At 36.0% G+C, this 26549-nt stretch carries 21 protein-coding genes and 1 pseudogene; 16 read left to right on the forward strand and 6 right to left on the reverse strand.

Going from position 1 to position 26549, the window contains the following annotated elements:
• Positions 1–149 precede the first annotated feature (149 nt).
• Positions 150–641: a hypothetical protein gene (locus FFR48_RS09945; RefSeq protein ID WP_096566543.1), complete on the reverse strand. Its 492-nt coding sequence runs from the start codon at positions 639–641 to the stop codon at positions 150–152.
• A gap of 438 nt (positions 642–1079) precedes the next feature.
• Between FFR48_RS09945 and FFR48_RS09950 the strand changes: the two genes are divergently transcribed.
• Entirely contained in the window at positions 1080–2765 is a 1686-nt protein-coding gene (locus tag FFR48_RS09950) for a potassium channel family protein (protein ID WP_137667256.1), read from the forward strand.
• On the opposite strand, the gene FFR48_RS09955 is transcribed toward FFR48_RS09950, so the two are convergent.
• The gene (locus tag FFR48_RS09955; RefSeq protein ID WP_137667257.1) at positions 2674–2985 is read right to left on the reverse strand and encodes a hypothetical protein; all 312 of its coding nucleotides are present in this window, start codon (positions 2983–2985) and stop codon (positions 2674–2676) included. The genes FFR48_RS09950 and FFR48_RS09955 overlap by 92 nt on opposite strands.
• Positions 2986–4174: 1189 nt before the next feature.
• On the opposite strand from FFR48_RS09955, the gene FFR48_RS09960 reads away from it, so the two are divergent.
• The 9 genes from FFR48_RS09960 (at position 4175) to FFR48_RS10000 (ending at position 15727) form a co-directional block, all read left to right on the forward strand.
• Complete coding sequence (locus FFR48_RS09960; protein WP_137667258.1) at positions 4175–4627, forward strand: TEK-like protein; 453 nt, start codon at positions 4175–4177, stop codon at positions 4625–4627.
• 234 nt (positions 4628–4861) lie between these two features.
• The gene (locus tag FFR48_RS09965) at positions 4862–5314 is read left to right on the forward strand and encodes a TEK-like protein (RefSeq protein WP_137667259.1); all 453 of its coding nucleotides are present in this window, start codon (positions 4862–4864) and stop codon (positions 5312–5314) included.
• 161 nt (positions 5315–5475) lie between these two features.
• Positions 5476–5880, forward strand: coding sequence for a tetratricopeptide repeat protein (locus FFR48_RS09970; RefSeq protein WP_137667260.1), 405 nt, complete (start codon positions 5476–5478; stop codon positions 5878–5880).
• Positions 5881–6400: 520 nt separating this feature from the next.
• The gene (locus tag FFR48_RS09975; RefSeq protein WP_137667261.1) at positions 6401–6868 is read left to right on the forward strand and encodes a DUF29 domain-containing protein; all 468 of its coding nucleotides are present in this window, start codon (positions 6401–6403) and stop codon (positions 6866–6868) included.
• Between the two features lie 85 nt (positions 6869–6953).
• Positions 6954–7325, forward strand: coding sequence for a tetratricopeptide repeat protein (locus FFR48_RS09980; protein WP_137667262.1), 372 nt, complete (start codon positions 6954–6956; stop codon positions 7323–7325).
• Between the two features lie 55 nt (positions 7326–7380).
• Positions 7381–11583 (forward strand): FkbM family methyltransferase, encoded by a 4203-nt coding sequence (locus FFR48_RS09985; protein ID WP_137667263.1) that lies wholly within the window; start codon positions 7381–7383, stop codon positions 11581–11583.
• Between the two features lie 108 nt (positions 11584–11691).
• Positions 11692–14901 (forward strand): O-linked N-acetylglucosamine transferase family protein, encoded by a 3210-nt coding sequence (locus tag FFR48_RS09990; protein WP_137667264.1) that lies wholly within the window; start codon positions 11692–11694, stop codon positions 14899–14901.
• A gap of 89 nt (positions 14902–14990) precedes the next feature.
• A complete protein-coding gene (locus FFR48_RS09995) occupies positions 14991–15437 on the forward strand; it encodes a VOC family protein (RefSeq protein ID WP_137667265.1) in 447 nt (148 codons plus the stop codon).
• An 8-nt stretch (positions 15438–15445) separates the two neighbouring features.
• A complete protein-coding gene (locus FFR48_RS10000; protein WP_096566966.1) occupies positions 15446–15727 on the forward strand; it encodes a hypothetical protein in 282 nt (93 codons plus the stop codon).
• 296 nt (positions 15728–16023) lie between these two features.
• On the opposite strand, the pseudogene FFR48_RS10005 reads toward FFR48_RS10000, so the two are convergent.
• Positions 16024–17490: pseudogene (locus FFR48_RS10005) on the reverse strand (ammonium transporter).
• A gap of 1178 nt (positions 17491–18668) precedes the next feature.
• A complete protein-coding gene (gene purE, locus FFR48_RS10010) occupies positions 18669–19187 on the reverse strand; it encodes a 5-(carboxyamino)imidazole ribonucleotide mutase (RefSeq protein WP_096568468.1) in 519 nt (172 codons plus the stop codon).
• Between the two features lie 114 nt (positions 19188–19301).
• Here purE and nagA point away from each other — a divergent pair, with 114 nt between their 5' ends.
• On the forward strand, positions 19302–20471 hold the full coding sequence (gene nagA, locus FFR48_RS10015; RefSeq protein ID WP_096568465.1) for an N-acetylglucosamine-6-phosphate deacetylase: 1170 nt from the start codon (positions 19302–19304) through the stop codon (positions 20469–20471).
• A 388-nt stretch (positions 20472–20859) separates the two neighbouring features.
• Positions 20860–22401 (forward strand): NAD(P)/FAD-dependent oxidoreductase, encoded by a 1542-nt coding sequence (locus FFR48_RS10020; RefSeq protein ID WP_137667266.1) that lies wholly within the window; start codon positions 20860–20862, stop codon positions 22399–22401.
• Positions 22402–22560: 159 nt separating this feature from the next.
• On the opposite strand, the gene FFR48_RS10025 is transcribed toward FFR48_RS10020, so the two are convergent.
• Positions 22561–23505 carry a putative 2-dehydropantoate 2-reductase gene (locus FFR48_RS10025; RefSeq protein WP_137667267.1) on the reverse strand — a complete coding sequence of 315 codons (945 nt, stop codon included), beginning with the start codon at positions 23503–23505 and terminating at the stop codon, positions 22561–22563.
• A 121-nt stretch (positions 23506–23626) separates the two neighbouring features.
• Between FFR48_RS10025 and FFR48_RS10030 the strand changes: the two genes are divergently transcribed.
• The 3 genes from FFR48_RS10030 to FFR48_RS10040 all read left to right on the forward strand — a co-directional run bounded on the left by FFR48_RS10030 (position 23627) and on the right by FFR48_RS10040 (position 25376).
• Complete coding sequence (locus FFR48_RS10030; RefSeq protein WP_137667268.1) at positions 23627–24028, forward strand: fasciclin domain-containing protein; 402 nt, start codon at positions 23627–23629, stop codon at positions 24026–24028.
• Between the two features lie 335 nt (positions 24029–24363).
• On the forward strand, positions 24364–24705 hold the full coding sequence (locus FFR48_RS10035; protein WP_137667269.1) for a hypothetical protein: 342 nt from the start codon (positions 24364–24366) through the stop codon (positions 24703–24705).
• A 218-nt stretch (positions 24706–24923) separates the two neighbouring features.
• Positions 24924–25376, forward strand: coding sequence for a DUF29 domain-containing protein (locus FFR48_RS10040; protein ID WP_137667270.1), 453 nt, complete (start codon positions 24924–24926; stop codon positions 25374–25376).
• 133 nt (positions 25377–25509) lie between these two features.
• Here the strand turns inward: FFR48_RS10040 and FFR48_RS10045 are convergent, their stop codons facing one another.
• A complete protein-coding gene (locus FFR48_RS10045) occupies positions 25510–26205 on the reverse strand; it encodes an HAD family hydrolase (RefSeq protein WP_137667271.1) in 696 nt (231 codons plus the stop codon).
• A 91-nt stretch (positions 26206–26296) separates the two neighbouring features.
• Here FFR48_RS10045 and FFR48_RS10050 point away from each other — a divergent pair, with 91 nt between their 5' ends.
• Entirely contained in the window at positions 26297–26461 is a 165-nt protein-coding gene (locus FFR48_RS10050) for a hypothetical protein (protein ID WP_162501872.1), read from the forward strand.
• Positions 26462–26549: the final 88 nt, after the last annotated feature.

Raw genomic sequence — 26549 nt, forward strand, 5'->3', positions numbered from 1 at the left:
TAACTGATTTGTAAATCATTTTACCATGCAAGATTTATTGTTTTGTATGAGGGGTTTAACCCTTCATTTACAGAGAAACCCGACTGATTTGAGTATGTGAGTAGTCGGGAACTGCTGTATATGAGTGATGAGATGGAAGAATATTGTACCTAATCAGCGATCGCCCACCGCACATAAGGACGAGAGGCCGTAATAGTTTTGTAGGTAATTTCCTGAGCAGGAGCGTTAATTTTTCGCAAATCTACCCGAAAATAGGCTTTTTTATTTTTAAATTGTGCCGTGTAGAATTTATATTCTTGATTGCGAGTTTGTCCAACACAGGAAGCGTAGTTACTGCGTAAAGGTGCAACAAATTCTACAAATTGCTTATTATTAGAAGCAACTAATTTAACTGAATCTGCAAAAGCTTTAGTATCTGCAATTACTGTATGTTCTGCACCTCCTTCATAGGGTAGAGTTATCCACCATAAACCAACTGTTTGCGGACAAGTTCCGCTGGTGCGTTGTACATTGAGTTTAACATTAGGTTCAGCTATTGGACCGGGTGTGGTTTGCGCTGAAATTGGATAAGAAACTGTTGCTGCTGCTAATAAAGAAGCAACAATCACAGCAAGTTTTTTAGGTTGTAATATATTTTTCATCTGCTTTGTTACTGGCCTATAATTATCTAGACGGAGTATTTCAATCATTTGTGTCTGGAATGTTTAATGTTTAATGTTTTTTAATGTTTAATTTCCTCGCTATCGTGTGTTCAGTTACAGTTCTATTTAGAGAAATCAGGCAAAAATAGAGATTCATACAGAGTATTACAGGTAAATGAAGTAAACAAGCCAGTGAAAAATATTTACATCAAAAAATTTTACTCCTGACTGCTGTAAGGGCGTTCGCGAAGCGTGCTGGAAGCATCAGCATTCGGGCGATAAATTATCAATTTTGCTCACAATTTTTTGGTAAGGGCGAAGCATTCGGGCGATAAATTATCAATTTTTATCACAGGTTATTTTCCGAATGCTTCGCCCCTACTTCGCCCCTACTTCGCCCCTACGACTCCTGAATTATTACAATTATGCTGCTGTTTCATGAAACCTCGAATTATTGTTTGTGGCTTAGGACGGACTGGATATAAAATCTTTCGTTTGTTGAGACAACAGGGTGCGTTAGTTGTTGGTATTCATCGCAGACCCATAGCTGGTGAAGCAACGGGAGATGTAATTATTGGTGAATTTTGTGCAGCTTCTACCCTGCAAGCAGCAGGAATTGACCAGGCACATACTTTAGTGATTGCTACTGCTGATGATGCAGTAAATTTGTCAGTGATGATGCAAGCACGGGTATTAAATCCTAATATTCGCATTATCAACCGTTTTTATAATACTAATTTAGGTGAACGTTTAGATCACACTCTTATAGATCATTTAAGTATGAGTGTTGTGGGGTTGGCTGCACCAGTATTTACATTTGCAGCTTTAGGAAATAAAGCCATAGGACAAATCAAATTATTTGAGCAAACTTGGCCAATTCAAGAAGAATATATTGATGAAAATCATCCTTGGCGTGGTCAAAAAATAAGTGATTTGTGGGAAGATAAATCACGGATGCTGATTTATTATTTACCTGTTTTTGGGAAGATGAATTTAGTGTCAGCGGTGTTAGCAGAACAACATTTAAAAGTAGGCGATCGCCTCATTATTGGCACTCAACCCCGCATCAATCACACCCGCAAATCATGGGCAAGAAAACTGAATAAAATTTTCACCAGTATTCGCCATTTTCAAAAACACGCCCAATCAGTCTTAGCAATGGCTATAGCATTAGTAGTCATTATTTTGATCGCCACTTTTACCTATGTTTATGCTAAATTAAATATTTCCTTTGTTGATGCCTTATATTTTGCTGTGGGCATGATTACTGGTGCTGGTGGTAATGATAAAGTTGTAGAAGAAGCACCAAATAATATTAAAGTATTTACCATTTTCATGATGTTGGCAGGAGCAATAGTGTTTGGTATTTGGTATGCTATGCTAACGGATTTTGTCTTAGGAACTCGTCTCAAACAATTTTGGGATGCTGCCAGAATTCCCCAACGTCATCATTATATTGTTTGTGGTTTAAGTGGCATAGGAATTAAAATTGTGCAACAACTTCATACCAGTGGACATGAAGTAGTAGTAATTGAAACAGATGCTAATAATAGATATGTCAACACTGCTAGGGGAATGGGTATTCCTGTCATTTTGGCAGATGCGAGTTTTCGCACAACTTTACAAACCAGTAATATAGATACCGCGTCCGCAGTTTTAGCTGTTACTAATAACGATGCTATTAATTTAGAAATTGCCCTCAAAGCCAAAAGTTTAATATCAAGAATTCCGGTAATTGTTCACTATGCTGATCCTGATTTTGCCGGGATGGCAAAACAGGTATTTGATTTTGAAGCTGTATTAAGTCCCGCAGAATTAGCTGCACCGGCTTTTGCTGCTGCTGCGTTGGGAGGGAGAATTATTGGTAATGGAATTATAGGTGATAATTTATGGGTGGCTTTTGCAACTTTGATTACTCCTAATCATCCTTTTTGTGGTCAATGGGTGAAAGATGTAGCTAGATATGCGGATTTTGTACCTTTATATGTAGAGACAAATCACCAAACTTTACACGGTTGGGATTTATTAGAAACTAATTTAAGTGCAGGTGATATTTTGTATTTAACAATTCCTGCAAATCGGTTATATCAATTATGGCGAGAAGAACAGGAAATAGCAGGTTAGACTGGGGACTGGTGACTGGGGACTGGTGACTGGGGACTGGTGACTGGGGACTGGTGACTGGTGACTGGTGACTGGTGACTGGTGACTGGTGACTGGGGACTGGGGACTGGTGACTGGTGACTGGTGACTGGTGACTGGTGACAGTTTCAGTTATCTGTGATCCGCCAATTTTTTGATTTCTCAGCCCCAAAATGCACAGTTTTTTTGATCTATTCTTCAAAACCCTTGCACTAATTTGTTTCTTTATTAACCTGTAACCCTTGATATATCTTGCTTTTCTCCTTATTCATCATGTTCTTATTCATCAAGCCCTACTGAGATTGTTAAAGCCTATACTGAGCAATTTGTACTAAGCGAAGTCAAATTAAATCAAATTACGCCAAAGAGGATGTTTCAACAGTATCTCATGGTGTATCTAATATCTTCAGATCCTCCTCTGAAAAAGGGGGATTTTGACTTTATTTTCCCCCTAATTAAGGCTCACAAGGGTTGGTATTTTACTAAGTATTTACATTGTCGTGACGGCAAGAATTGGGGGACAAAGAAGGACAGTGGACCAGAAAGGAAAACCGTAAAAATAATGTACGATCAGTAATAAAAACTGACGTTCAACAGACCTTGTATTGAGCGAAGCCGAAGTACATTTTTCGTATAAAATCTTTCTTGTCTAGAATACCTCCTTGTCTTCCATATCTTGTTTTCACAGATAATTAAGGGGAATTAGGGGATATCACAGCAAGTCTCTAAAATCATCATCCAAAACTTTTAAAACAACAGCTAATAACCGTTGTTGATTTTAATTATACCAATTTGTTGTTCAATTATTATAGTGATGTAAATACAGATTTTTTTCACGGGAATCAATAAAGTATAAAAATCATATTACGTAAGTACACAATTGAACGAACAATTACTTAAATAAATCCTCGTTAAAACTATTTACTCAAAGCGTCAAAACCTTACTTTTGCAAGCTATTTGAACTATCACAACCTTAGTTGGTATGATAAAAAACTGAGAATTAGATTATACCTTTAATCGGTATTATTAAGAAATGCTATAGTTTTTTTTAAGTGAAGTTACATCAAAAAAATGTTCAAATTTCAGTATTTTCACCTTGACAAAGGTGAAAATAACAGTGTACTGTGTTAAATGTAAATCCTTGCTCAATACCCCCAAGTATCTAACGTCAATTCCGTACAGTATCAAGCATTGTATTTCACATAGATGCAACGTGCTGTATATCAGAATCTATGACTAAATAGGTCTTGGTTTTATCCTGTTAGAAGAAGTGTCTGAATTTCACAAGTCCCAAAAAAAAGCAATTCTTAAATCAAGAATAAGGCAAAGTTTTGGTAGTTGATAGATTCATAGATTTTTTGAGTAAAAAAAAACCAGGAGTGTACAAATTATGAAGGCTAAATCTAATAAGACATCGAAAGCTGCTGCTATTGCATCTCTGTTAGCAGGTGGCGCAGTTACCGGTTCATTTATCGCTGCTGAACCAGCTAAAGCTCAATTTATTGGTCAAGATTCTCAGTCTAGAGTATCTACTGCTGTCACCAGTGTTTTAACTAACGGTGTCACTAACAGCTTTGCTGCGGAAGTCGTATTTCCACAAGATAGTATTGCATCCACTGGTGTGGCTACAGTTACTGTCAATTACGCTACTATCGCTACTGATGCCAGTCAGTTAGTGATTACATCAGCTAGTATTAATGCTGCGACAGCAACTTTTACTGCACAGACAGTTGAAGCTGCTACTGCTCGTGCTGTTGATGCAGCCCGAAGTGCTTCTCGTTATGGCGACGTTATCGGTATCGTTAAATCTTGGCAAAGTGGCGGTTCTGCGGCATTAGACTAATTTAAGGAAGGTTGGCGATTCCTACTACTAAAAGGGGAGAGCAGGAATCATCAACCACCTTGATGGGAGATAATGCAGGAAAATTACGGCACTATATCCTTCATCCCCTGTAGGTCAACCGGGGGATGACCTGATTTTATGCTGAATTTGAGTTAATGTCTGCGATCTTTTCTCCAGATGGGAAAATACAAGTTGGGAAAGGTTGGGATAGTCAACAACTAGAGTGTCCCAACCATGAACACCAACTTTACGCAAACGTTAAAAATATCTGTTGTTCAATTTTTATTGGTGGGGGGAGCAGTTGTCACCTCATTGATTGCAGATAAATCTGCTCAGGCTCAGTTTATCGGTTTTGATTCCCAATCTAGAGTTTCTGCGGCAGTGACGAGCGTTTTATCCAATGGTACAACTAGCAGTTTTGCATCAGAAGTTGTATTTCCGCCAAATTCTATTGGTCCTAGTGGTCAACTGACATTAACAATTCATTATGGTGCTGTAGGCCATGATTCCAGTCAGGTGACAATTACCAGGGGAAATTTGAATGCTGGAACTGTTAATTATACAGATAATTCCATTCAAGGGGCGATCGCTCGTGCCATTGATGCTGCCATTATTCATCGTCGTTTTGGTGACATTATCGGCATTGTGAAATCATGGCAGAGTGGTGGTTCATCTGCTCTAGACTAACAATGTTGGGAAATTAACCAATTTATGAAAATACCTCTCTCTTGATATGAGGGAGGTTTTATCAGCCCAGTTTCACTAATTTTCACAACTAGCAAATAACCGGGGCGTGAGGCTAAGAATATTTTAATGTTAATCACCATTCTTGAAATATCTTAAAATATATGACCATTTCTGAAAAAGAATACTTTGCCAAACGTAGTAAACAAATTGAGAAACGTAAACGAATTTTAACAATAGTTTCCATAGTTTTATTTTTCGGTTCTATTGCTTTTGGGGGTATCAGTACGTTATTATCATCACTATCATCGGCGAAACAGCAACCTCAGCAATCCGCTACTGAGTCAGTGACAACGCAATTGCAAAAACAGGCACAGGGTTATGAATCAGTTTTACAACGAGAACCAAATAACCAAGTAGCATTAGAAAAGTTATCTATTATCCGGGTAAAGTTGGGAGAATATGAAAGAGCGATCGCACTGATAGAGAGACTGGTTCAGTTGTATCCTGATCGGCAGGATTATAAAATGGTGTTGGCTGAAGTGAAGAAAAAAAACACAGGAAAATAATCAACCTGCTAAATAGGGGTTGCTGAGAAAGTCTTTCCGTGAGGGCATAGGAGTCAGGAGTCAGGAGTCAGGAGTCAGGAGGAGATTTGAAAATTTCTTTGCCATCTCTTGAAATCCCCAAAAATGCACACTTTTTCCGGTATACCCTTCAAAACCCTTGCACTAATTTCTGTGTTTATCAGCCTCTAACCTTTGATATATCAAGGTTTTAGGTTTATTCAGCAAACCCTAAATAGGTAATTGGTAATGTTTCTCAAAAGTTTATTATTAAATAATAGTTTTTGGGTTAGAGTTTATCCAGGACTTGAGCCAGAAAAGTTAAGTTTTATGACTAGCCAGATCCGAAAGTTTGTTCAAAACAGAGAAAATTATGTTAATCTTTAACTAAGGTTAAATAAGTCAAGATGATACTGATGACAAAATTAAAAAATAAATTAACAGAAAAGTTAGATCATAATTTAAAATGTAGTTAAAACAAATGCTCATGATCACCTAGTAATTAACCATCAAGGAGAAAAATATGAGAGCAGAGTTAAAAAACAAAATTAAAAATTTATATGATGCCGACTATAATCTTTGGGTATTAGAGACAGTTAAACAGTTAGAAAATCGAGATTTAGATTCTTTAGATTGGGATAATTTAATTGAGGAAGTTTTAGATTTGAGTAAAAGGGATAAACGAAAAATAGAAAGTTTGTTAATGAAATTGATTGAACATTTACTAATTTTACAATATTGGCAAGAAGAAAATGAAATAAATAGAGGACATTGGCAAAGAGAAATAACTAATTTTCGCAAGCAAATCAAAAGATTATTAGCAGATAGTCCTAGCTTAAAAAATCACTTAGAAATGAAGTTAGACTTATGTTACAATGATGGAAGAGAATTAGCTAGTCAGCATTCTCAACTTCCCTTGAATACTTTTCCAGAAGAAGCGATCGCTACTCTTGAAAAATTTTTAGATGATCATTGGTTTGCTAATACATAAAATAAGTTGATTATGTGCATCTGTAAGACAAGATTTACTAATTCTAGTATGTGTCGATAAGAAATTTTTAATATTGGTGGAGGAATTGATAATAGTCTATATAGACTATCCTTTTTTAACAATAGTTTCCATAGTTTCATTTTTCGGTTCTATTGCTTTTGGGGGTATCAGTACGTTATTATCATCACTATCATCGACGAAACAGCAACCTCAGCAACCTGCTACTGAGTCAGTGACAACGCAATTGCAAAAACAGGCACAGGGTTATGAATTAGTTTTACAACGAGAACCGAATAACCAAGTAGCATTAGAAAAGTTATCTATTATCCGGGTAAAGTTGGGAGAATATGAAAGAGCGATCGCACTGATAGAGAGACTGGTTCAGTTGTATCCTGATCGGCAGGATTATAAAACTGTGTTGGCTGAAGTGAAGAAGCAGAAACAAACTAAACCATAAGTTACAAGCAATCGTACACTTATAAAAATCCACTAACAAAGCAATTGTAAACACTATGAATAACCAAACCAAAAATTCTGAACTAAATCATTTAATTCCTCCTGAAATCAAAAATGATGAATTTTATACAGCTATTCAAGAAATTGCTAGAAAAGAGGAAATTAAAACAGTTTTAGAAATTGGGTCATCTTCAGGAGCAGGAAGCACAGAAGCATTTGTTACAGGAATGCGACAAAACCATAACAGGCCAATCTTGTTTTGTATGGAAGTTTCAGAACCCAGATTTAATGAGCTAAAAAAAAGATATGAGAACGAAGATTTTGTTAGGTTTTACAACATATCATCTGTACCTATAGAAAGCTTTCCGGATGAACAAGAAGTTATCAATTTTTATGAAAAAACTAATAATAATCTCAAATTTTATCCATTAGATCGGGTTCTTAATTGGCTGCATCAAGATATTGAATATGTAAAAGAATCTGGTTTTTCTGAAAATGGTATTAGAAAAATCAAGAACGAAAACAATATTGATTATTTTGATATAGTATTGATTGATGGCTCTGAATTTACTGGTGGTGCTGAATTAGAGGAAATATATGGAGCAAAATACATTTTTTTAGATGATATAACAACATTTAAAAATTATGAAAATCACAACAGACTACTCTCTGATAAAAATTATGAGCTAATTTCCCAAAATAATTCTCTGAGAAATGGTTACTCAATATTCAAAAAAATTGAGAGCATAGACAAATATTTTTCTGTTCATGAAAGTGCTGAACAGACTCTAGTTAGTAAGCTAGTTAAACCAGGGATGGTAGTTTTTGATATTGGAGCTAATATTGGTGATTATTCAATATTGTTGAGTAAATTGGTCGGTTGTACTGGAAAAATATATTCATTTGAGCCAACATCAAGTATTTATCAAAAACTAAAAAACCGATTATTGGAATTCAAATGCGATAATGTTTGTCTAGTTAACAAAGCTGTTTTTTCACATAATACTCAAATAGAATTTAACGAATTTCCAGAGGAGTTTTCTGCGTGGAATAGTATTGGTACTCCACAAATGTTAGATCCTTGTGGTTCTGGAACATATGTTCCCATTGTAAATACTGAACTGGTAGAAGCGATCACTCTAGATTCATTTTGTCACAACAATAATATTGACATAATTGATTATTTAAAAATAGATGTAGAAGGTGCAGAAAGTGACGTACTTCAGGGAGCAAGCGAATTATTAAGAAACCAAAAAATTAGGTTTATCCAATTTGAAATATCCCAAAAAATGTTGGAGGGATTAAATCGTACAGCTAAGACCACATTTGATATTTTAATTGCGAATGGTTATGAGTGCCATCGTATAACTGCAAATGGAAGCATTGGAGAAAATGCCAAAGATTCCAGTTCATTTTATGAAAATTATATTGCTTTTCCTACATTACCAATTCACTTTTTTACTATTGTCCTCAATGGACAACCATTTATTCGTTACCACATAGAAGTTTTCAAAAAATTACCATTTAAATGGCATTGGCATATTATTGAAGGTGTAGCCGACTTAAAACATGATACCAGTTGGAGTCTAAAACTGGGTGGACATATCACTGATGAGATACATAAAAATGGGCGTAGTTGTGACGGAACTACGGAATATATAGATGAACTGGTACAACTTTATCCAGAGAATATCACGGTTTACCGTAAACCAGAAGGTATTTTCTGGGATGGAAAGAGGGAAATGGTTAATGCACCACTGGCAAACATTAAAGAAGAAAGTTTGTTGTGGCAAGTCGATGTAGATGAACTATGGACTTTAGAACAGATTTGTACTGCTAGAGAAATGTTCATTAGTAATGCCGATAAAACTGCTGCTTTCTATTGGTGTTGGTATTTCGTAGGTGAAAAGCTAATTATTAGCACTCGTAATTGTTATACTCAAAATCCTCAACAAGACTGGTTAAGAACTTGGCGCTTTAAACCTGGATATATTTGGGCTGCACATGAACCTCCCGTTTTGGTGAAAACTTTAGCTGATGGTCAATATAAAAATGTTGCCACTGCAAACCCTTTTTTACATCAAGAAACAGAAGCAGATGGTTTAGTATTTCAGCATTTTGCTTATGTAACACCAGAGCAATTGAACTTTAAAGAAAAATACTATGGTTATAAAAATGCTGTTTCTCAATGGAATGCTTTACAAGCAAACACTAAATTTCCCATTTTATTAAGGGATTATTTTTCCTGGGTTCAGGATACAACTCAAGTAGATATTGCACATAGACGCGGAATAATCCCGCTTGCTCAAAGAAACAACAGCAATAACAATTGGAGATTTTTACAACAAGAAGAAGTCCAGCAACAAATTACGCAAATCAGCAAACCATCTCCGATAATTATTGTTGATGGAGTATTCTTTCAATACTACCAAACAGGTATAGCTCGTGTTTGGAAATCTTTGTTACAAGAATGGGCTAACAATGAATTTGCTCAACATATTATTATTCTTGACCGTGATGCAACTGCACCCAAAATAGCAGGGATTAGATATCGCACTATTCCCCAATACGACTATAGAAACACAGAAACAGATAAACAGATGCTCCAGCAAATCTGTAATGAAGAAGGAGCAGAACTATTTATTTCTTCATACTACACCACGCCAATTACAAAACCATCTGTATTCATGGCTTATGACATGATACCAGAAGTATTAGGAGCTAACTTAAATGAACCAATGTGGCGGGAAAAACATCACGCTATAAAACACGCATCTGCATATATAGCCATTTCTCAAAATACAGCCCGTGATTTATCTAGATATTTTCCAAATATAGCTGTAGAATCTATTACCGTTGCCCATTGTGGAGTTAGCAATACCTTTTCACCAGCCAACCCACTACAAATCAATACATTTAAACATAGATATGGCATCAATAAACCATACTTTTTATTAGCAGGTAATTTAGCTGATTATAAGAATCAGATTTTATTCTTAAAAGCTTTCTCAAAACTCCCCAACAGCTACGAATTTGATATTATTTTTACTGGTTTTGGTGGAGTGTTTCCACCAGAATTGAGAGATTATACCTCTGGCAGTGCTGTACATCAATTACGACTCAGTGATGAAGAATTAGCAATAGCTTACTCTGGTGCAGTAGCTCTAGTTTATCCTTCTAAATATGAAGGTTTTGGAATGCCCATAGTAGAAGCAATGGCTTGTGGTTGTCCTGTGATTACTTGTCATAATAGTTCAATGCCAGAAGTAGCGGGAGAAGCTGCCATATATGTCAAGGAGAATGATGTGGATGCAATGGCAAATGCTTTAATTTCCGTGCAGAATCATAATTTACGCGCATCATTAATTACAGCAGGTTTAGCCCAGGCGCAAAAGTTTTCCTGGACAAAAATGGCAGACAAAGTAAGTTCAGCATTGATAAATGCAACTCTCTTGTCATTAAAACTTAGAGATATTAACTTAATCATCTTCCCCGATCCCACACAACCAGAACAGTCTATTTATCAAGACTTAGTAAACGTCATTACCGCTTTAGAAGATCATCCTCATAGTGACAATATTACCTTACTCATCAACGCCAGTAATTTTCCTAGCCAATTTACACAAGCATTCATGGATAATTTGTGTACGCAAGATGAGGAAGAAACAGCAGGATTAGAAATTTCCCTAGTCGGTAAATTATCGCCTATGCAGTGGGAATCTCTGTTACCTCAACTGAGTGCTAGAATTGTTTTAACACAGGAAGATCAACAAACACTAGAACAATTGCCAATAAATCAATTGCAATCATGTGAAGTTGAAAGTTTAAATTATCAACTATCTATTCTCTTAACAGAAAGCCTTAAACAAAACCTACGTCTGAGAGATATTAATTTAATCATCTTCCCAGAACCCACACAATCAGAACAATCTATTTATCAAGACTTGATCAACGTCATTACCGCTTTAGAAGAACATCCTGATAGTGACAATATTACCTTACTCATCAACGCCAGCAATTTTCCTAGCCAATTTACACAAGCTTTCATGGATAATTTGTGTAACCAAGATGAGGAAGAAACAGCAGGATTAGAAATTTCCCTAGTCGGTAAATTATCGCCTATGCAGTGGGAATCTCTGTTACCTCAACTGAGTGCTAGAATTGTTTTGAACAACGAAGACCAACAAGCACTGGAACAAGTGCAACTGGAAAACTTGACATCTTACCAACTTGATAATTTAGACAATCAACAATTTTAACTGATTGTTTTTTAACTGATTGTTTTTAACTGATTGTTTTTAACTGATTGTTTTTAACTGATTGTTTTTAACTGATTGTTTGCAAACTACAGGACTGGTTTTGTATCTATGATGATTTTTTGCGGTGGAATTAGTAATGATTTGAGAAGTCTATCTTACAACCTTTGTCAAGCCCTGCTCACTCAGACTGGTAAAATAAATATTCAAGGGACTGCTTGTAATACTGCGGCGGAAATTGACGCTTATTTTAAAATCATAGGAGAACCAACACGAACAACACTGATCCAATATCAAATTCTTTCTGATTCAGCAGTAGCAAAAATCAATCAAGGTCAAGCTAAGAATATTTATCTATATCAAGACCCTCGTCAAATTCTAGCTGCTGCTATTCATACTCCTAAAAAGAAAGAAACTTTTGAATCTCATTTCCTTCATCTTTGGCAACAATGCCTAGAAAAATACTGTAATGATGTCAATAAAACTTTATTAATTTCTCAGGAAAACTTAATTACACAACCACATTTAGAAATTGCCCGTTTAGCAACAGGTTTAGAAATTGACTTAACGGAAATTGAGATTGCACAATTATTAAAACAGCATCCTATAGAGAAACAGAATGCAGAGGAATGGCAAAAAATTCTTGATTCTCAACAATGCTTACTAATTGAAACCTTACTCAGTCCATTATTACTGAAATTTGATTATGAAACAGAGTCTAGTTTATCTCAAAGATTAGAACAACATTTACAATCAATTCAATTAGAATCTTTAATCATACAAATTGATAAAATTGTCAGTCAAATTCGCAATTTGAAGACCGAACTGCGGGAACAGTTTTATGAATCTATTGATAAACATCTTGTTACCACATTAACTGCAAGGGAGTGTTTGCAGGAAGCGGCGGAAGTTTGTCATTTGCTAGGAACAGTCTTAATCAAAAATGACTTACAAGCATCGGAAAAATGGTATTTACGCGCTCTGAGTATTCAACCTCAGTTAGCAAAATCTCACTATAATTTGGGCTTTATTTATGAAGAACAGGATGAGTGGGAAAAAGCTATTGATAATTATACTCATGCTATTACCATTAATCCCCATTATACTAAAGCTCACTATCGTTTAGGATTGATTTTTAAACGTCAAAAGGATTTTAGCCAAGGGATAGATAAATTTTCCCAAGTCTTGCAACTAGAACCGGAACATCAAGGTGCTAAATTCAATTTAGCTTTACTTTGGCACAAAGGAGAAGGTGCGGATTTTATTCAAAATCTTCTAACTGAGAAAGAGTTAGAACTGTTACCTCAACTGACAGAAGAAATTAACGACACTGGTGCAATATTGGTGAGTGAAGGCAAATTGGAACAAGCTAAACAATGTTTTCAATCTGTAATAGATTTAGATCCAGATTGTGTTTTGGGTCATTATAATATTGGTTGTGTTTTACAAAATCAAAAACACTATTCAGAATCTATATCAGCTTATCGCCAAGCTTTAAAAACTGATCCTAATTACATTGATGCACTCAAAAATTTAGGTTATGTTTATTATAAAACCGGACAAATTGATTTAGCTCAAGAATGTTTCCAAAAGATCCTGGAAATAGATCCTGATCATGCCGAAACTTATGAAATTTTAGGATTTATTGCTGGTGAACAAGGAAAATTGTCAGAGTGCATTAATCTATTAAATGAAGCATTAAAAATTAATCCCAATAATCCTAAACTGCATTCTTGTTTTCTGTTTAATTTAAGTTCCCTCACCAGTTTTACACCCCAACAAATATTAGATTCTGCTCAATTGTGGTATCAGCAACAAGTAGTTAATCAATGGTTGCCAAATCTGACAAACCATAGAAATGATAAAACTCCCAACCGTCGTTTACGCATTGGTTATATTTCCCCTGATTTCCGTAGACATTCAGTCAGTGCATTTATTAAACCTATTCTCCAACACCATGATCGTACCCAGTTTGAGGTTTTCTGCTATGGAGAAGTGAATTATCCTGATGCAATCACCGATGAAATTATAGATATTTGTGATGCTTGGCGTTCTACAGTTGGTCTTTCTGATTTGCAGGTAGCGGAGTTAATTCAAACAGATCGCATAGATATTTTAATTGATTTGGCTGGACATACAGCAAACAATCGGATGATGGTTTTGGGGATGAAACCTGCACCGATTCAAGCAACTTATTTAGGTTATTTTGCTACCACTGGTTTATCAAGCATTGACTATTGGATTACTGATCAAGTTCTCCATCCCCATGATACCCAGGAAAAAACCAGCGAAACTATCTGGCGTTTACCTCGTTGTTATGTTAGTTATGAACCTCTGAAAGATGCACCTGAAATGACTGAACTTCCTTATGGAAAAACGGGTGTTTTCACTTTTGCATCTTTTAATAATTTACGTAAACTCACACCAGAAACTTTTGCTTTGTGGATTGAAATTCTCAAAGCAGTTCCTAACTCTCGCTTGGTGTTAAAATGCCACAGTTCTGATGTATTTAGTCCTTTGGTGGCGGAAAAAATTCAAACTCCTTTTGTAGAACAGGGTATAGATCCGAAACGTATCTTTTTATATGGTGGATATGCTACTGATGAAGACCACCTAAATCTTTATAATCAAGTTGATTTACATTTGGATAGTATACCCTATACAGGATGTACTACAACTTGTGAAGCTTTATGGATGGGAGTACCGACGGTGACTTTAGCAGGTACTCGGAAAATGGAAAGAATGAGTGCCAGTATTTTGCATGGTATTGGTTTAGATGATTTCATTACCCATAGTGGTGTAGAGTATGTGCAGAAGGCAGTAGAATTAGCCCAAAATCCAGATTATCTGCAATCTTTACGTTCAACGATGCGGGAAAGACTTTCTTCTTCTCCTCTGTTGGATGTGAAAAACATAGCCGGCAGTTTAGAAGTAGCTTATCGCCAAATGTGGCAAATTTATATTCAACAAGAATCTACAGCAGCTAACAGCCAAAATTCTCCTATTAATTCTGCTTTTCCTGTTGATTTAGAACCTGCTGACGCTATTAATTATTATCAACAGTATCTGGAAAATCATCCTGATGATGCTCAGGCTTACTATTATTTAGGTTTAGCTTATCAAAAATTAGATGATGTAGAAAATGCTATTCCAGCTTATTTGCAAGCCCTGGCTATTAATCGTTCTTCGGCTGCAACTTATCAAGCATTAGGTACACTGTTAGAAGAACAAGAATTAACTGATCAGGCTGAAAAATATTATCGGTGTGCGCTGTTAATAGAACCAGATAATATTGAAATTAGAAGCAATTTAAAACTTTGATCAGCTCTATTTAAGGGGGGTTGGGGGGATCAATCAGTGTCATTGATGACAATAAAAAACTTTCCAAACAACCTCTAAATTAAAAACCCATGAATGAACAAAAAACCATTCCCACCGGCTACCTACGCAAAATCCATCATATTGCTTTAAACGTTGCCGATATGCAAGCATCACGCCATTTTTATGGACATATTTTAGGATTACACGAACTCACAGGCGAAGAAATTCCCGAAACATTAAAACAACTCGTTGCTGAAGGAAAAGTTGCTAATTTTATCACCCCCGATGGAACAATATTAGACTTATTTGGAGAACCAGAATTATTACCACCAGACCCCGATCCCAGTAAATCTTTTACTAGAGCATATCATTTAGCATTTGATATTGATCCCCAATGCTTTGATCAAGCTGTATCGGTAATCCGAGAAAATAATTTAGTCATAGCTTATGGACCCCTTACCCGTCCTACAGGTAGAGGGGTGTATTTTTATGACCCCGATGGGTTTATGATAGAAATTCGTTGTGATCCTCATTAAATAGAAACATGGAAAAAGTTTTAAAAGTTATCAATGACGTAATTACTAACCCACCCATACCCCATGAACCCTATAAACAATCTTTAAAAAATTGGGCAAAATATTGTTTACAAAATAAGGGTTTTATTGTCACCTATGCTCAAAATTATGATTTTGCTGTGGAAGTCAAAGGACAAGGAAAGCTGTATTTTAAGGTGACAGATAATGCAGTTGATTTGGATGATAAAATTAACTGGATAGTGTGGGATAGTGCAGCGAAAAAAGCTAGTTTTATTCCGCAAATGTTATAAATGACCGTAGGTTGGGTTAAGCGATATCGCAACCCAACGAATTATTTAGGGGTTGCTGAGAAAGTCTTTCTGTGAGGGCATAGGAGTCAGGAGTCAGGAGTCAGGAGGAGATTGGAAAATTTCTTTGCCATCTCTTGAAATCCCCAAAAATGCACACTTTTTCCGGTATACCCTTCAAAACCCTTGCACTAATTTCTGTGTTTATCAGCCTCTAACCTTTGATATATCAAGGTTTTAGGTTTATTCAGCAAACCCTAATTATTTATCAAATGATGACTAAATCAAGATCAAATTTATTAACCCTCAAATGTGCCAATAGGAGGATTTTTAGAATGATTTTGTTGTTCTTCAACAAACTCTTCAACTGTGTAAACATCAGGCCAAACAGTTGCACCGTGTTAGTAAGCATCAATCCCGATTTCATCACCTTTGGGATGAACACGCAATTTATCAATGGCTTTGAGTCCACTAAACATCACAAAGGCAAAAGCAAAAGTGAATACAGCGATCGCCAGTATACCCAAAATTTGCACACCCAATAAATCAAAACCACCGCCTAAAAGCAACCCTGCTTTTCCATTCATGGTCAATTCTTTTTGACCTAAAAAGCCCACAGCGATAGTACCCATCATGCCATTGATCCCATGAACTGCAAAGGCACTGACTGGATCATCAATGTGCATTGCTTCAATTAAATCAATACCAACAACGATTAAAATACCACCAGTGATTCCAATTAATACTGCTGCCCAAGGTAAAACAAAAGCACAACCAGCAGTGATGCCCACCAAACCAGCTAAAGCACCGTTGAGACAATAGGTTAAATCCCATTTTTGAGAACGGGTATATTGGAAAAATATTGCTGTTAAAGCACCTGCACCGGAAGCTAAGGCTGTATTGATAGTTACCAAACCAATTAAACCAGTATTTCCAGTTCCCAAAGTTGAACCGGGGTTAAACCCGAACCAACCAAACCATAAAATCATTCCGCCCAAGGTTGCTAAACCTAAGTTGTGTGCTGGTGGGAGTGTTCCCCAAGCAGGACGACCAGGACGCGGACCAATTAAATATGCACCCACTATAGCTGTCCAACCACCCACAGTGTGAACTACAGCACTACCAGCAAAATCATGGAAACCCATTTTGGCTAACCAACCTTCTGAGTTCCATACCCAATGGACAATTATGGGGTAACTAAATGCACCCATGATGGCGCTGTAAATTAAGTCACCAACAAAGTTAGCTCTTCCCGCCATTGAACCGGTGGTGATGGTACTGGCGGTAGCAGCAAAGGCAAATTGGAAGAAGAATAAGGTATAGGTATTAAGTGCAGCAGTAGAACCAGGTGCGCCCATTGGGTAACTACCATCAGCACCGGGTAACTGACTCAGGAAAAAGGTATCTGTGCCGATAAAACCGCCCGCACTTGTACCGAAAGCGATCCCAAAACCAACACCCCACCAAACGAGGATGGTAATACATGGATCAATAAAGTTTTCTACTAAGGCGTTAACTACTCCTCTTTGTCGCAATAAACCTGCTTCTAACATTGCGAAACCGGTTTGCATGAAGAAGACTATAAAGCCTGTCAGCATTACCCAGGTGGTATCAATGGAAATTTGCAATTTTGTGGTTGTGTCCGCTAAAGATTCCAATGTTGGCGGATCCGCAGCTTGGACAATTGTAGGAGCGAAAATTGCAAAGACCATTGAACCTATAGCTAGTGCTAGTAGGCGGTGTAAGGGACGAATTCGTTGATTCATTGCGGTTTTTATTACTAGAAAAGCTTGACCAATTGATAATTGATAATTGACAATTGATAATTGCCCATTATTGAATGATTTTCTTTGGCTTACCCAAATAATTTAAGTTAAATTAATTAGGGTAATTGCACAAGATTTCGCTAATAAATGTGAAAAATCGTGGTTTTGATGTTCTATTTTTTAGATGCTTTTGTTCTCCGCTAAAACATATTTTTTTGAATAGCATAAGAGATACTAACCCCTATGCAAAAACGATTTGGGAGTTTGTTTTTATTAACAATTCCCTATTTCTTATGAAGGATGTTCACTCCTCAATATGCAGTTTTGAATCTGGAACAACTCAATTAATTCAATAGTTAATTATTGAGAACGAGAATAACCAGGAATTAATTAAATTAACTCCGAAGAAGTTGGTGAAACCACCAGCAAATAAAACCACAAGCAAATAAGTTTGATTGATTTTGTATTTAATAATGTTAACCTTGTTAAGGTTTCTGTATATTCAATTACAGTTTTTAAGGTTTTGATATAAATGATGCTTCTGCACAGGATAAGGTAATGTCGATAGATCCTTTGTAATACAAGCATTTTCTCTTATTAGCACTGTACCCTCAAGGTAAAATATATTTATTTATATAAATTCTTAATAATTTATTAATTTTTTATATGTAAAAATTATGTATTCCAGATACCCCACTTCCAAAGAAGTCGATCTATGTACGAAGTTACATTTTTGGCTAGTGTTTATCTATTGGGAAGGCGATCGCTAAATTAATAATATGGTTTATTAGTAACTTACTATACTTGTATGTTATACAAAGTCTCAATCTAGTAATTTATGCGTTATTACCACAATTGGGCGGTAAAATCTTAAATTAATCTTAAATTAATCTTAAATTAATGTCTGTTGATGTCTGTTTATTTAAGTAAATTTCCTGAGATGTAAATTCAAATTTAATCAAGTATACAATTTAGTCCCAAAGTAATAATTACGCAAAAATACTGATTACAGAGCAAAAGATAAGTTATTTAATAGTGATTAAACAAGATGTAGGGACAATTCATGAATTGTCCCTATGAATGGGTTTCAGGTTACGCATATTTAATTTTCGGAGATGTCTATTACATATTCTTGACTAGGATTTTACTCCTGACTCCTGCTATAAAACTTTTCTTTTTTAAAACCTCTGTTCTAAATACTGCTGATAACCCAATTCTGCTAATTTACTTTGTTTATCCATTACCATATCACATAAACTTTGACGATATGCTTGGACTTTTGCTAACAATTCTGGTTGATGCGTAGCGAGTATTTGCACTGCTAAGAGTCCGGCATTTTTAGCATTGCCAATAGCCACCGTAGCGACAGGAATACCTGCTGGCATCTGCACAATAGAATATAAAGAATCGACACCTTGTAAATTACGAGTTGCGACGGGAACACCAATTACAGGAAGGGGGGTTAAAGATGCTACCATACCAGGCAGATGGGCAGCACCACCAGCACCAGCGATAATCACCTTAATACCGCGTTGGTGGGCGGTTTGGGCATATTCTACCATGCGTTCTGGGGTACGATGGGCAGATACAATAGCTACTTCGGATTCAATGCCAAATTCCTCACAAACAGCGATCGCATCCTTCATAGTAGGCAAGTCCGAATCACTGCCCATAATAATACCAACTTCAAGACTCATAGAATTTTAGATTTTAGATTTTAGATTTTGGATTTTAGATTTTGGATTTTGGATTTTGGGTGAATTGTGGATATTTCCATCTACAATCAAGTTTAGGTTTATCTTGGCAGGGTAATGACTACCGCAACACTCAACCCGATTCTTTCCAACGTTGATATTATCAATGCAAAAGTACCCGGTTATCAAGGTTTACAGATGATTTGGGTGAATAAAAAGGGTAAAATTGAAGAGATTTTACCAATGGGGAAAGTGTGTCAACGAGAGACACCGGAAAATTTACAGATTGTGGATGTTGCCGGAGATTGGATATCATTAGGTGGAGTTGATCTACAAATAAATGGGGGACTAGGTTTAGCTTTTCCTGAGTTGACGCGAAAAAACATCCATCGGTTAGAAGAAATATCACAATATTTGTGGGATGCAGGAGTTGATGGATATTTACCAACACTGGTAACAACTTCTGTAGAAAATATACAGCGATCGCTCACCCTCATTTCCAACTATAGCCAAAAATCCGGTGCAAAAATCCTGGGAGTTCATCTCGAAGGACCATTTTTAAACTACGGTAAACGAGGCGCACATCCAGCAGAATATTTATTACCCCTGACAATGAACGAAGTCAAACGGGTATTAGGTGATTATGCCTCAATTGTCAAAGTTATCACCTTAGCACCAGAATTAGATCCCACAGGGGAAGTGATCCCCTATTTGCGTTCCTTGGGTATCACCGTTAGTTTAGGACATTCCCAAGCCACAGCAGCACAAGCACAACAAGCATTTAAAGCCGGTGCAACAATGGTAACTCATGCGTTCAATGCCATGCCACCATTACATCACCGCGAACCGGGATTATTAGGTGCAGCAATGAACAATCCCGACGTGATGAGTAGTTTTATAGCTGATGGACAGCACGTAGTCCCCATCATGTTAGAAATTTTGTTACGTGCGAGTAAAGGATTATTTCTTGTCAGTGATGCCCTAGCACCGTTAGGATTACCAGATGGGGAATATCCTTGGGATGACCGCAAAATTACCGTTAAAAACGGCACAGCCAGATTAGCAGATGGGACATTATCAGGTACAACCTTTCCTTTATTCAAGGGAGTACAGAACTTAGTCAAATGGGGCATTTGTGATGTAGAAACAGCCATTTTCTTAGCTACAGATGCACCCAGAAAAGCCATCAATTTACCCACACTTACGCCCAAGCAACCTGCTAATTTAATACGCTGGCATTGGGATAAAAATACCAGGGAATTGAATTGGAAAAGGATAAATAATTAGTAATAATTCAGGAGTCAGTAGGGGCGAAGTAGGGGCGAAGCATTCGGAAAATAGCCTGTGATAAAAATTGATAATTTATCGTCCGAATGCTTCGCCCTTACAGGAAAATAGCCTTGGGAAAAAATTGATAATTGATTACCCTAAGGCTTCCCCCGTAAAGGATTCATGAAGTAATTTTATTTCACGCTAAGAAGCAAAGACGCAAAGAAGAAAAAGAGATTGTCAGTTTTCTGCAAACACAAAAAATCTCTCTCAAAACATCTTCCCTTCGTGTCCTTCGCTTCTTCGTGGTTCATTTATCCAAAAAATAGATATATAATATTATTTTCAATAACATCCTGAAAATCCTGAAATCCTGAAAATCCTAAATCAAACAAAATTAATGATCATGACTTTAACAGAAGAAATTATTTCTCAACTTCCCGGAAATGTATTAAATGGTTTACGGCGCACCGACCAAATTTTAACATCTTTGCGAAGCGATAACCAAACATTCACAGAAGTAGTTAAACAAAACTCCGCACCTTTAAATTCTGTAGACTGGGATGTAATAATCTGCGGTGGAACATTAGGAATTTTAATAGGTTGTGCTTTAGCTGTGCGCGGTGTGCGGGTAGCATTATTAGAAAGAGGAATTTTACAAGGAAGAGAACAGGAATGGAATATTTCTCGCAAAGAATTATCAGTATTTAGAGAATTAGAATTATTAACAGAAACAGAGTTAGAAACAACTATTGTCACTGAATATAATCCCGCACGAGTGAGTTTTTCAGGTGGTACAGAAGTTTGGGTAGAAGATGTTTTAAATATTGGTGTTGACCCTGTTTATCTTCTCGCAACTTTAAAAAATCGGTTTCTATCGGTGGGAGGAATGTTATTTGAAAATACTCCTTTTAATAAAGTGGTGGTTCATCCCGATGGGGTAATAGTCAATAACCAATTTAAAGCCAGATTATTACTTGATGCAATGGGACATCTTTCACCTATTAGTAAACAAGCACGTCAAGGAAAAAAACCAGATGCACTTTGTTTAGTGGTGGGAAGTTGTGCAGAAGATTTTCCGAAAAATGAATCAGGAGATTTGTTGTTATCTTTCACTCCTTTACAAAATCAATGTCAATATTTTTGGGAAGCTTTTCCCGCTAAGGATGGAAGAACAACTTATTTATTTACCTATATGGATGCAGCACCCCAACGCTTGAGTTTAGAAGATTTATTTGAGGAATATTTTCGCCTTTTACCAGAGTATCAAGGTGTGGAAATTAGTCAATTAAATTTTAAACGGGCGTTGTTTGGTTTCTTTCCCAGTTACCGCGAAAGTCCTTTACAAACTCTTTGGGATCGTATTTTACCCGTGGGTGATAGTAGCGGAAATCAATCACCTTTGAGTTTTGGCGGTTTTGGTGCTATGATTCGTCATTTACAAAGGTTAACTTTGGGTATTGAGGAAGCATTAACAACCAATCAATTATCATCCCAATCTTTAAAACTTTTGCAACCATATCAACCGAGTTTGAGTGTAACTTGGTTATTTCAAAAAGCCATGAGTGTAGGTATAAATCAACAAATTCCTCCCCAGCAAATTAACCAACTTCTATCATCTGTGTTTGCGGAAATGGAAACATTAGGAAATCCGGTTTTAAAGCCTTTTTTACAAGATGTGGTTCAGTTTTCTGCTTTAACCAGAACTTTGTTAAAAACTGGTTTATCTCATCCTGTTTTGGTTGCTAAGATTATTCCTCAAGTTGGTTTATTAAGTTTATTTGATTGGATATTACATTATGGGAATTTATTTATATTTACTCTTTTATTTTCCCTCAGTTCTATCTTAGAACCAATAATTAAAAATCTGCCTTCAGATCAACAATATTATTATCATCGTTGGCTAGATGCTTGGAAGTTTGGTTCTGGTGGAGATTATTTTGAATAAGTTATTATTTTTAGGAGAGAAACTAAGTTATAACAGAGACAGAGCCTCTTTGATCACATTCCCAGTTAGAAACTGGGAACGAGATAAACGAGATAACGAGATATTTCCTTCTTACTGTCACCTGTCACCTGTCACCTGTCACCTGTCACCTGTCACCTGTCACCTGTCACCTCTATTTCTATTATCCAAAAATTTCAATTGTTGATATAAACAACGAATCAACGGTAAACTCACATCATGTTCTGCTGCTATTCTTAATGGGTTGCCAACTATTGCTTCTACTTCCAAAGGACGATTTTCATCAAAATCAATTTTCATGCTGGTGCGGTAGGGTTTCATTTTCACAGTATAATCTAACATTGTTTGAATAAAACTGTCAGGAATTATCCGCCCTGTACTTTTTGCCCCTAATTGTACTTCCTTCATCAATTGTTCAACTAATGTCCGAGTGTACATATCCGCCATTATTTCATCTGTTGTGGCATCCAAAATGACGGATAACCCATTATAGGGAATATTCCACATCAATTTTTTCCAACGTCCTAATAATAAATCTTCTGTTAATTCTATTTCAATTCCAGCATTTTCAAAGTCTTGAAAAATTGCTTTCATTCTCTCTGTAATTCCTACAGCATTATAATTAGTCGCATATTCACCCAAGGTAATTTTTCCATAGTCTAAATGATGTATATGTCCTGGGGCAATTTTGTTAGAACACAGAAAACATAAACCGCCTATAATATTAACGTTGCTGACAATTTGGGCAATTTCTGTTTCTATGCCTAAACCATTTTGTAATACTAAAACTATGCTATCATCTTTAACTAATGGTGGTAATATCTGTGTTAATATATGGTTTTGAGTGGTTTTTATTGACACAACTACCACATCGCAGCTAGGCATTTTCTCGACTTGATTGTAAACTTGCACTTGGGGTAAACGAAAGTCACCGTCTTTAGATTCAATAGTTAATCCATGTTTTATGACTTGTTGATAGTCGCTATTAACTAAAAAATGGACTTCATTACCAGCTTTTTGGAGTTTAGCACCGTAAAAACCGCCTAATGCACCTGTTCCTACAATTGCGTAACTTAAATTACCCATTTTATCTATAAAGGAATCTTACAAAAATCATAAGTTGTTATTTTACCAGGATTTTAACGTAATAAAACTTAAACATGATTTACTATTTTGTATAACCTTCAACAGATATGAGGTGACATGAATGGCTGATATTGTTGATATTGCAGTTAGTGCTGACAGTTTTAAAACTTTGGTAGTTGCTTTACAGGCTACGGGGTTGGTGGAAACTTTAAAAAGTCCTGGTCCTTTTACTGTTTTTGCACCTAATGATGATGCTTTTGCTAAGTTACCACCTGGTACAATTACTACTTTAGTACAGAATATTCCCCAGTTAACCAGAATTTTAACTTATCATGTTGTCCCAGGAAAGTTGACTCAGGCTGATTTAGCTAAACTGGGTACTGTGACTTCTGTGGAAGGTTCACCGATTAAAATTAATTGTGAAGATGGTTTTGAGGTGAAAAATGCCACGGTTTTAGCAGCAGATATTGAGGCTGATAATGGTATCATTCACGTTTTAGATACTGTAATTTTGATGGGTTAAATATTCAGGAGTCAGTAGGGGCAAACCCCCTGTGGTTGCCCGTAAAGGAGTCAGAATGTTTAATTTAATAGACATCAGGTGAAAATTATGGTAGGGACAATTCATGAATTGTCCCTACTTTATAAGTATCTATGACTAGGTTGTTTTTTGGTTAATTCTTTAAATTATGTAAAATAATTCAGATGATTACTCACTATTGCGCTAAGGTAAATTAAGACCACTAAATTAATAAATAAATGTTTCACTGGTAATTTAACTGGTAATTTAACTGGTAATCAAAATTTTCAACATAAGCTAACCCTATCATCACACCCTATCATCAGAAGTTCAAATTAATGCTCGATTTCCACACTTTAGCTGAATTTTCCCGTGCCAACTGTGCTGGTATATGTGCATTTCTCGTACCTGCAAATATTTTGGCTACTTTGTTAACAATTATCCTCACATTCTTAAACCGTCCTAAATTGCAAATATGGCAAGCTGCTGGTTTTGCAAGTATGTTTGCTTTGGTGATGATATTCCACGTCTATACTTGGTTTATGATTGGTGTGGTGATGTTACCAACTTTTATTTTACTAGGTTTAGCAATTACTTGTTTGTTGGCTAATTTAATTGCTATTATCTGGCGCAGTAATGCTTTAAAATTGGGTTATTTCTGGAAGTCTATAAAAATTTAATTGATTGATTTATTCATTATCTGGGATTTTTGAATAGATTTTTGAATAAATTTTTGAATAAATTTTTGAATAAATTTTTGACTTAGATAATTTTGCTCTTTCCTATGCCTGATTTGGAAGATGTGAGAGAGCGATAAATTATTGAAAATTTACTTATGTTTATTTAAGAATTTATTGTATAATGTAATTAATATCAGATAAAGTCAGGAGAAATTTATATGCTGACTGAGACCACGAAAAAATTATATGATCAAGATTTTTACTTGTGGATACAAACTACAGTCAAATTGTTAAGTGAAGGAAAGCTAGAACAATTAGATATTGAGAATTTGATTGAAGAAATTGATAGTATGGGAAGGAGAGAAAAGAAAGAATTAAAAACTCGCCTAATAGTCCTAATAGAACATTTATTAAAACTGCAATATTGGACAGAAGAAAAAGATTATAATGCTAGAGGTTGGCGTAATACTGTTGTGGAACAAAGAAGACAAATAGCTTATAGTTTGGCAGATAGTCCTAGTTTGAAATCTATATTAAATGATGTATTTTTAGAATGTTATCAAGATGCGAGAAATGATACTTTGAGGAAATATGAACTACCTTCAGAACTATTTCCTGAAGATTCACCTTTCTCTTTATTGGACGTTATAAATGCAGATTTCCTACCTTAAAATTGAGTTGTAAGTTGAGTCTTAAATTGAGTCTTAAATTGAGTCTTAAATTGATTGCGATCGCCACCTTTTGGGTAGCTATCGCTTTGTGAATTACAAACTAATTAAAAACTAATTAAAAACTAATTAAAAACTAATTTCCAAGCTTCATTTCTGAGAAAATAAAATCTACAGCAGCTTGTAAATTGGCAACAATTAAATCAGGTTGATAAGATTGTAATTGAGTGCGATCGCGGATTCCACTTTCTACACCTATCATCTTCACACCGTGTTTTTTAGCTGCTGTGATATCCGCTTCTGTGTCTCCCACCATCCAAGTTTCAGCAACGGGAGGAAGTTCTTTAATAGCTTTGGCCATTAACAGTGGTTTATCTTCAATATCACGGGTTTTTACATAATCGTTACTTAAACAATAACGTCTATTTTCTGGGAAGAATTGCCCTAAATTATACTTATCAAAAGCATAATCTAATTCTCGCACTCGGCGCATAGTCATGACAACTAAATCAACTCCTGCTTGTTGCACTTTGGTTAAAGCATCTAACGCACCAGGAACGAGAACATCATATTGAAAATAGGGTTGGGTGTGTACAGTTTGCTTACGAATTTTTGCAAATTCCTCCGCTTGTTCTGCATTTAAACCCGATTTTAAAGCAACTTCTTTTTCAGGAATGTGCGATCGCTTGAGTTGCCAAAATTCCGCTTTAGAAAGTTCTCTTACTTGTTGATCAGGATATTTGGTTTTTTCCAGACAAAGTTGATAAACTTGATAGTACCTTTCGGAAACGTCCATGATTGGACCATCAAAATCTGTAATCAGTCTCAGCATCAGTTTTGTTCATGGTAATTTTTTCATCATTATCTCAGGAATTGGTGATAGTTGATAGTTGACAGTTGATAGTTGATAGGGAAACATAAAATTGATTACCCAGTCACCAGTCACCAGTCACCAGTCACCAGTCACCAGTCACCAATCACCAATCACCTATCACCAGTCACCAATCACCTATCACCAGTCACCAGTCACCAAGCACAAAGCACCAAGTACCAATTACCAAACCACAAGTAAAAATCTCCGTTTATAAAACCCCAAATAATATGTTCTCTAACCATAGCAGCAAAGAAAATGCTAATGTGCCCTCAACTGAAACAAGAAGCATGAGCACGATGTCT

It is taken from the genome of Sphaerospermopsis reniformis (genome assembly GCF_005402885.1).
GTDB lineage: Bacteria > Cyanobacteriota > Cyanobacteriia > Cyanobacteriales > Nostocaceae > Sphaerospermopsis > Sphaerospermopsis kisseleviana.

Coding starts and splice junctions, on each gene's coding strand:
- FFR48_RS10025 (WP_137667267.1), bottom strand. CDS start 23,505: ATGGGTAATTTAAGTTACGCAATTGTAGGAACAGGTGCATTAGGCGGT.
- FFR48_RS09965 (WP_137667259.1), top strand. CDS start 4,862: ATGAACACCAACTTTACGCAAACGTTAAAAATATCTGTTGTTCAATTT.
- FFR48_RS10045 (WP_137667271.1), bottom strand. CDS start 26,205: ATGCTGAGACTGATTACAGATTTTGATGGTCCAATCATGGACGTTTCC.
- FFR48_RS09985 (WP_137667263.1), top strand. CDS start 7,381: ATGAATAACCAAACCAAAAATTCTGAACTAAATCATTTAATTCCTCCT.
- FFR48_RS09990 (WP_137667264.1), top strand. CDS start 11,692: ATGATGATTTTTTGCGGTGGAATTAGTAATGATTTGAGAAGTCTATCT.
- FFR48_RS09950 (WP_137667256.1), top strand. CDS start 1,080: ATGAAACCTCGAATTATTGTTTGTGGCTTAGGACGGACTGGATATAAA.
- FFR48_RS10040 (WP_137667270.1), top strand. CDS start 24,924: ATGCTGACTGAGACCACGAAAAAATTATATGATCAAGATTTTTACTTG.
- FFR48_RS09995 (WP_137667265.1), top strand. CDS start 14,991: ATGAATGAACAAAAAACCATTCCCACCGGCTACCTACGCAAAATCCAT.
- FFR48_RS09945 (WP_096566543.1), bottom strand. CDS start 641: ATGAAAAATATATTACAACCTAAAAAACTTGCTGTGATTGTTGCTTCT.
- FFR48_RS10030 (WP_137667268.1), top strand. CDS start 23,627: ATGGCTGATATTGTTGATATTGCAGTTAGTGCTGACAGTTTTAAAACT.
- FFR48_RS10020 (WP_137667266.1), top strand. CDS start 20,860: ATGACTTTAACAGAAGAAATTATTTCTCAACTTCCCGGAAATGTATTA.
- FFR48_RS10000 (WP_096566966.1), top strand. CDS start 15,446: ATGGAAAAAGTTTTAAAAGTTATCAATGACGTAATTACTAACCCACCC.
- FFR48_RS10035 (WP_137667269.1), top strand. CDS start 24,364: ATGCTCGATTTCCACACTTTAGCTGAATTTTCCCGTGCCAACTGTGCT.
- FFR48_RS09970 (WP_137667260.1), top strand. CDS start 5,476: ATGACCATTTCTGAAAAAGAATACTTTGCCAAACGTAGTAAACAAATT.
- nagA (WP_096568465.1), top strand. CDS start 19,302: ATGACTACCGCAACACTCAACCCGATTCTTTCCAACGTTGATATTATC.
- FFR48_RS09975 (WP_137667261.1), top strand. CDS start 6,401: ATGAGAGCAGAGTTAAAAAACAAAATTAAAAATTTATATGATGCCGAC.
- FFR48_RS09960 (WP_137667258.1), top strand. CDS start 4,175: ATGAAGGCTAAATCTAATAAGACATCGAAAGCTGCTGCTATTGCATCT.
- purE (WP_096568468.1), bottom strand. CDS start 19,187: ATGAGTCTTGAAGTTGGTATTATTATGGGCAGTGATTCGGACTTGCCT.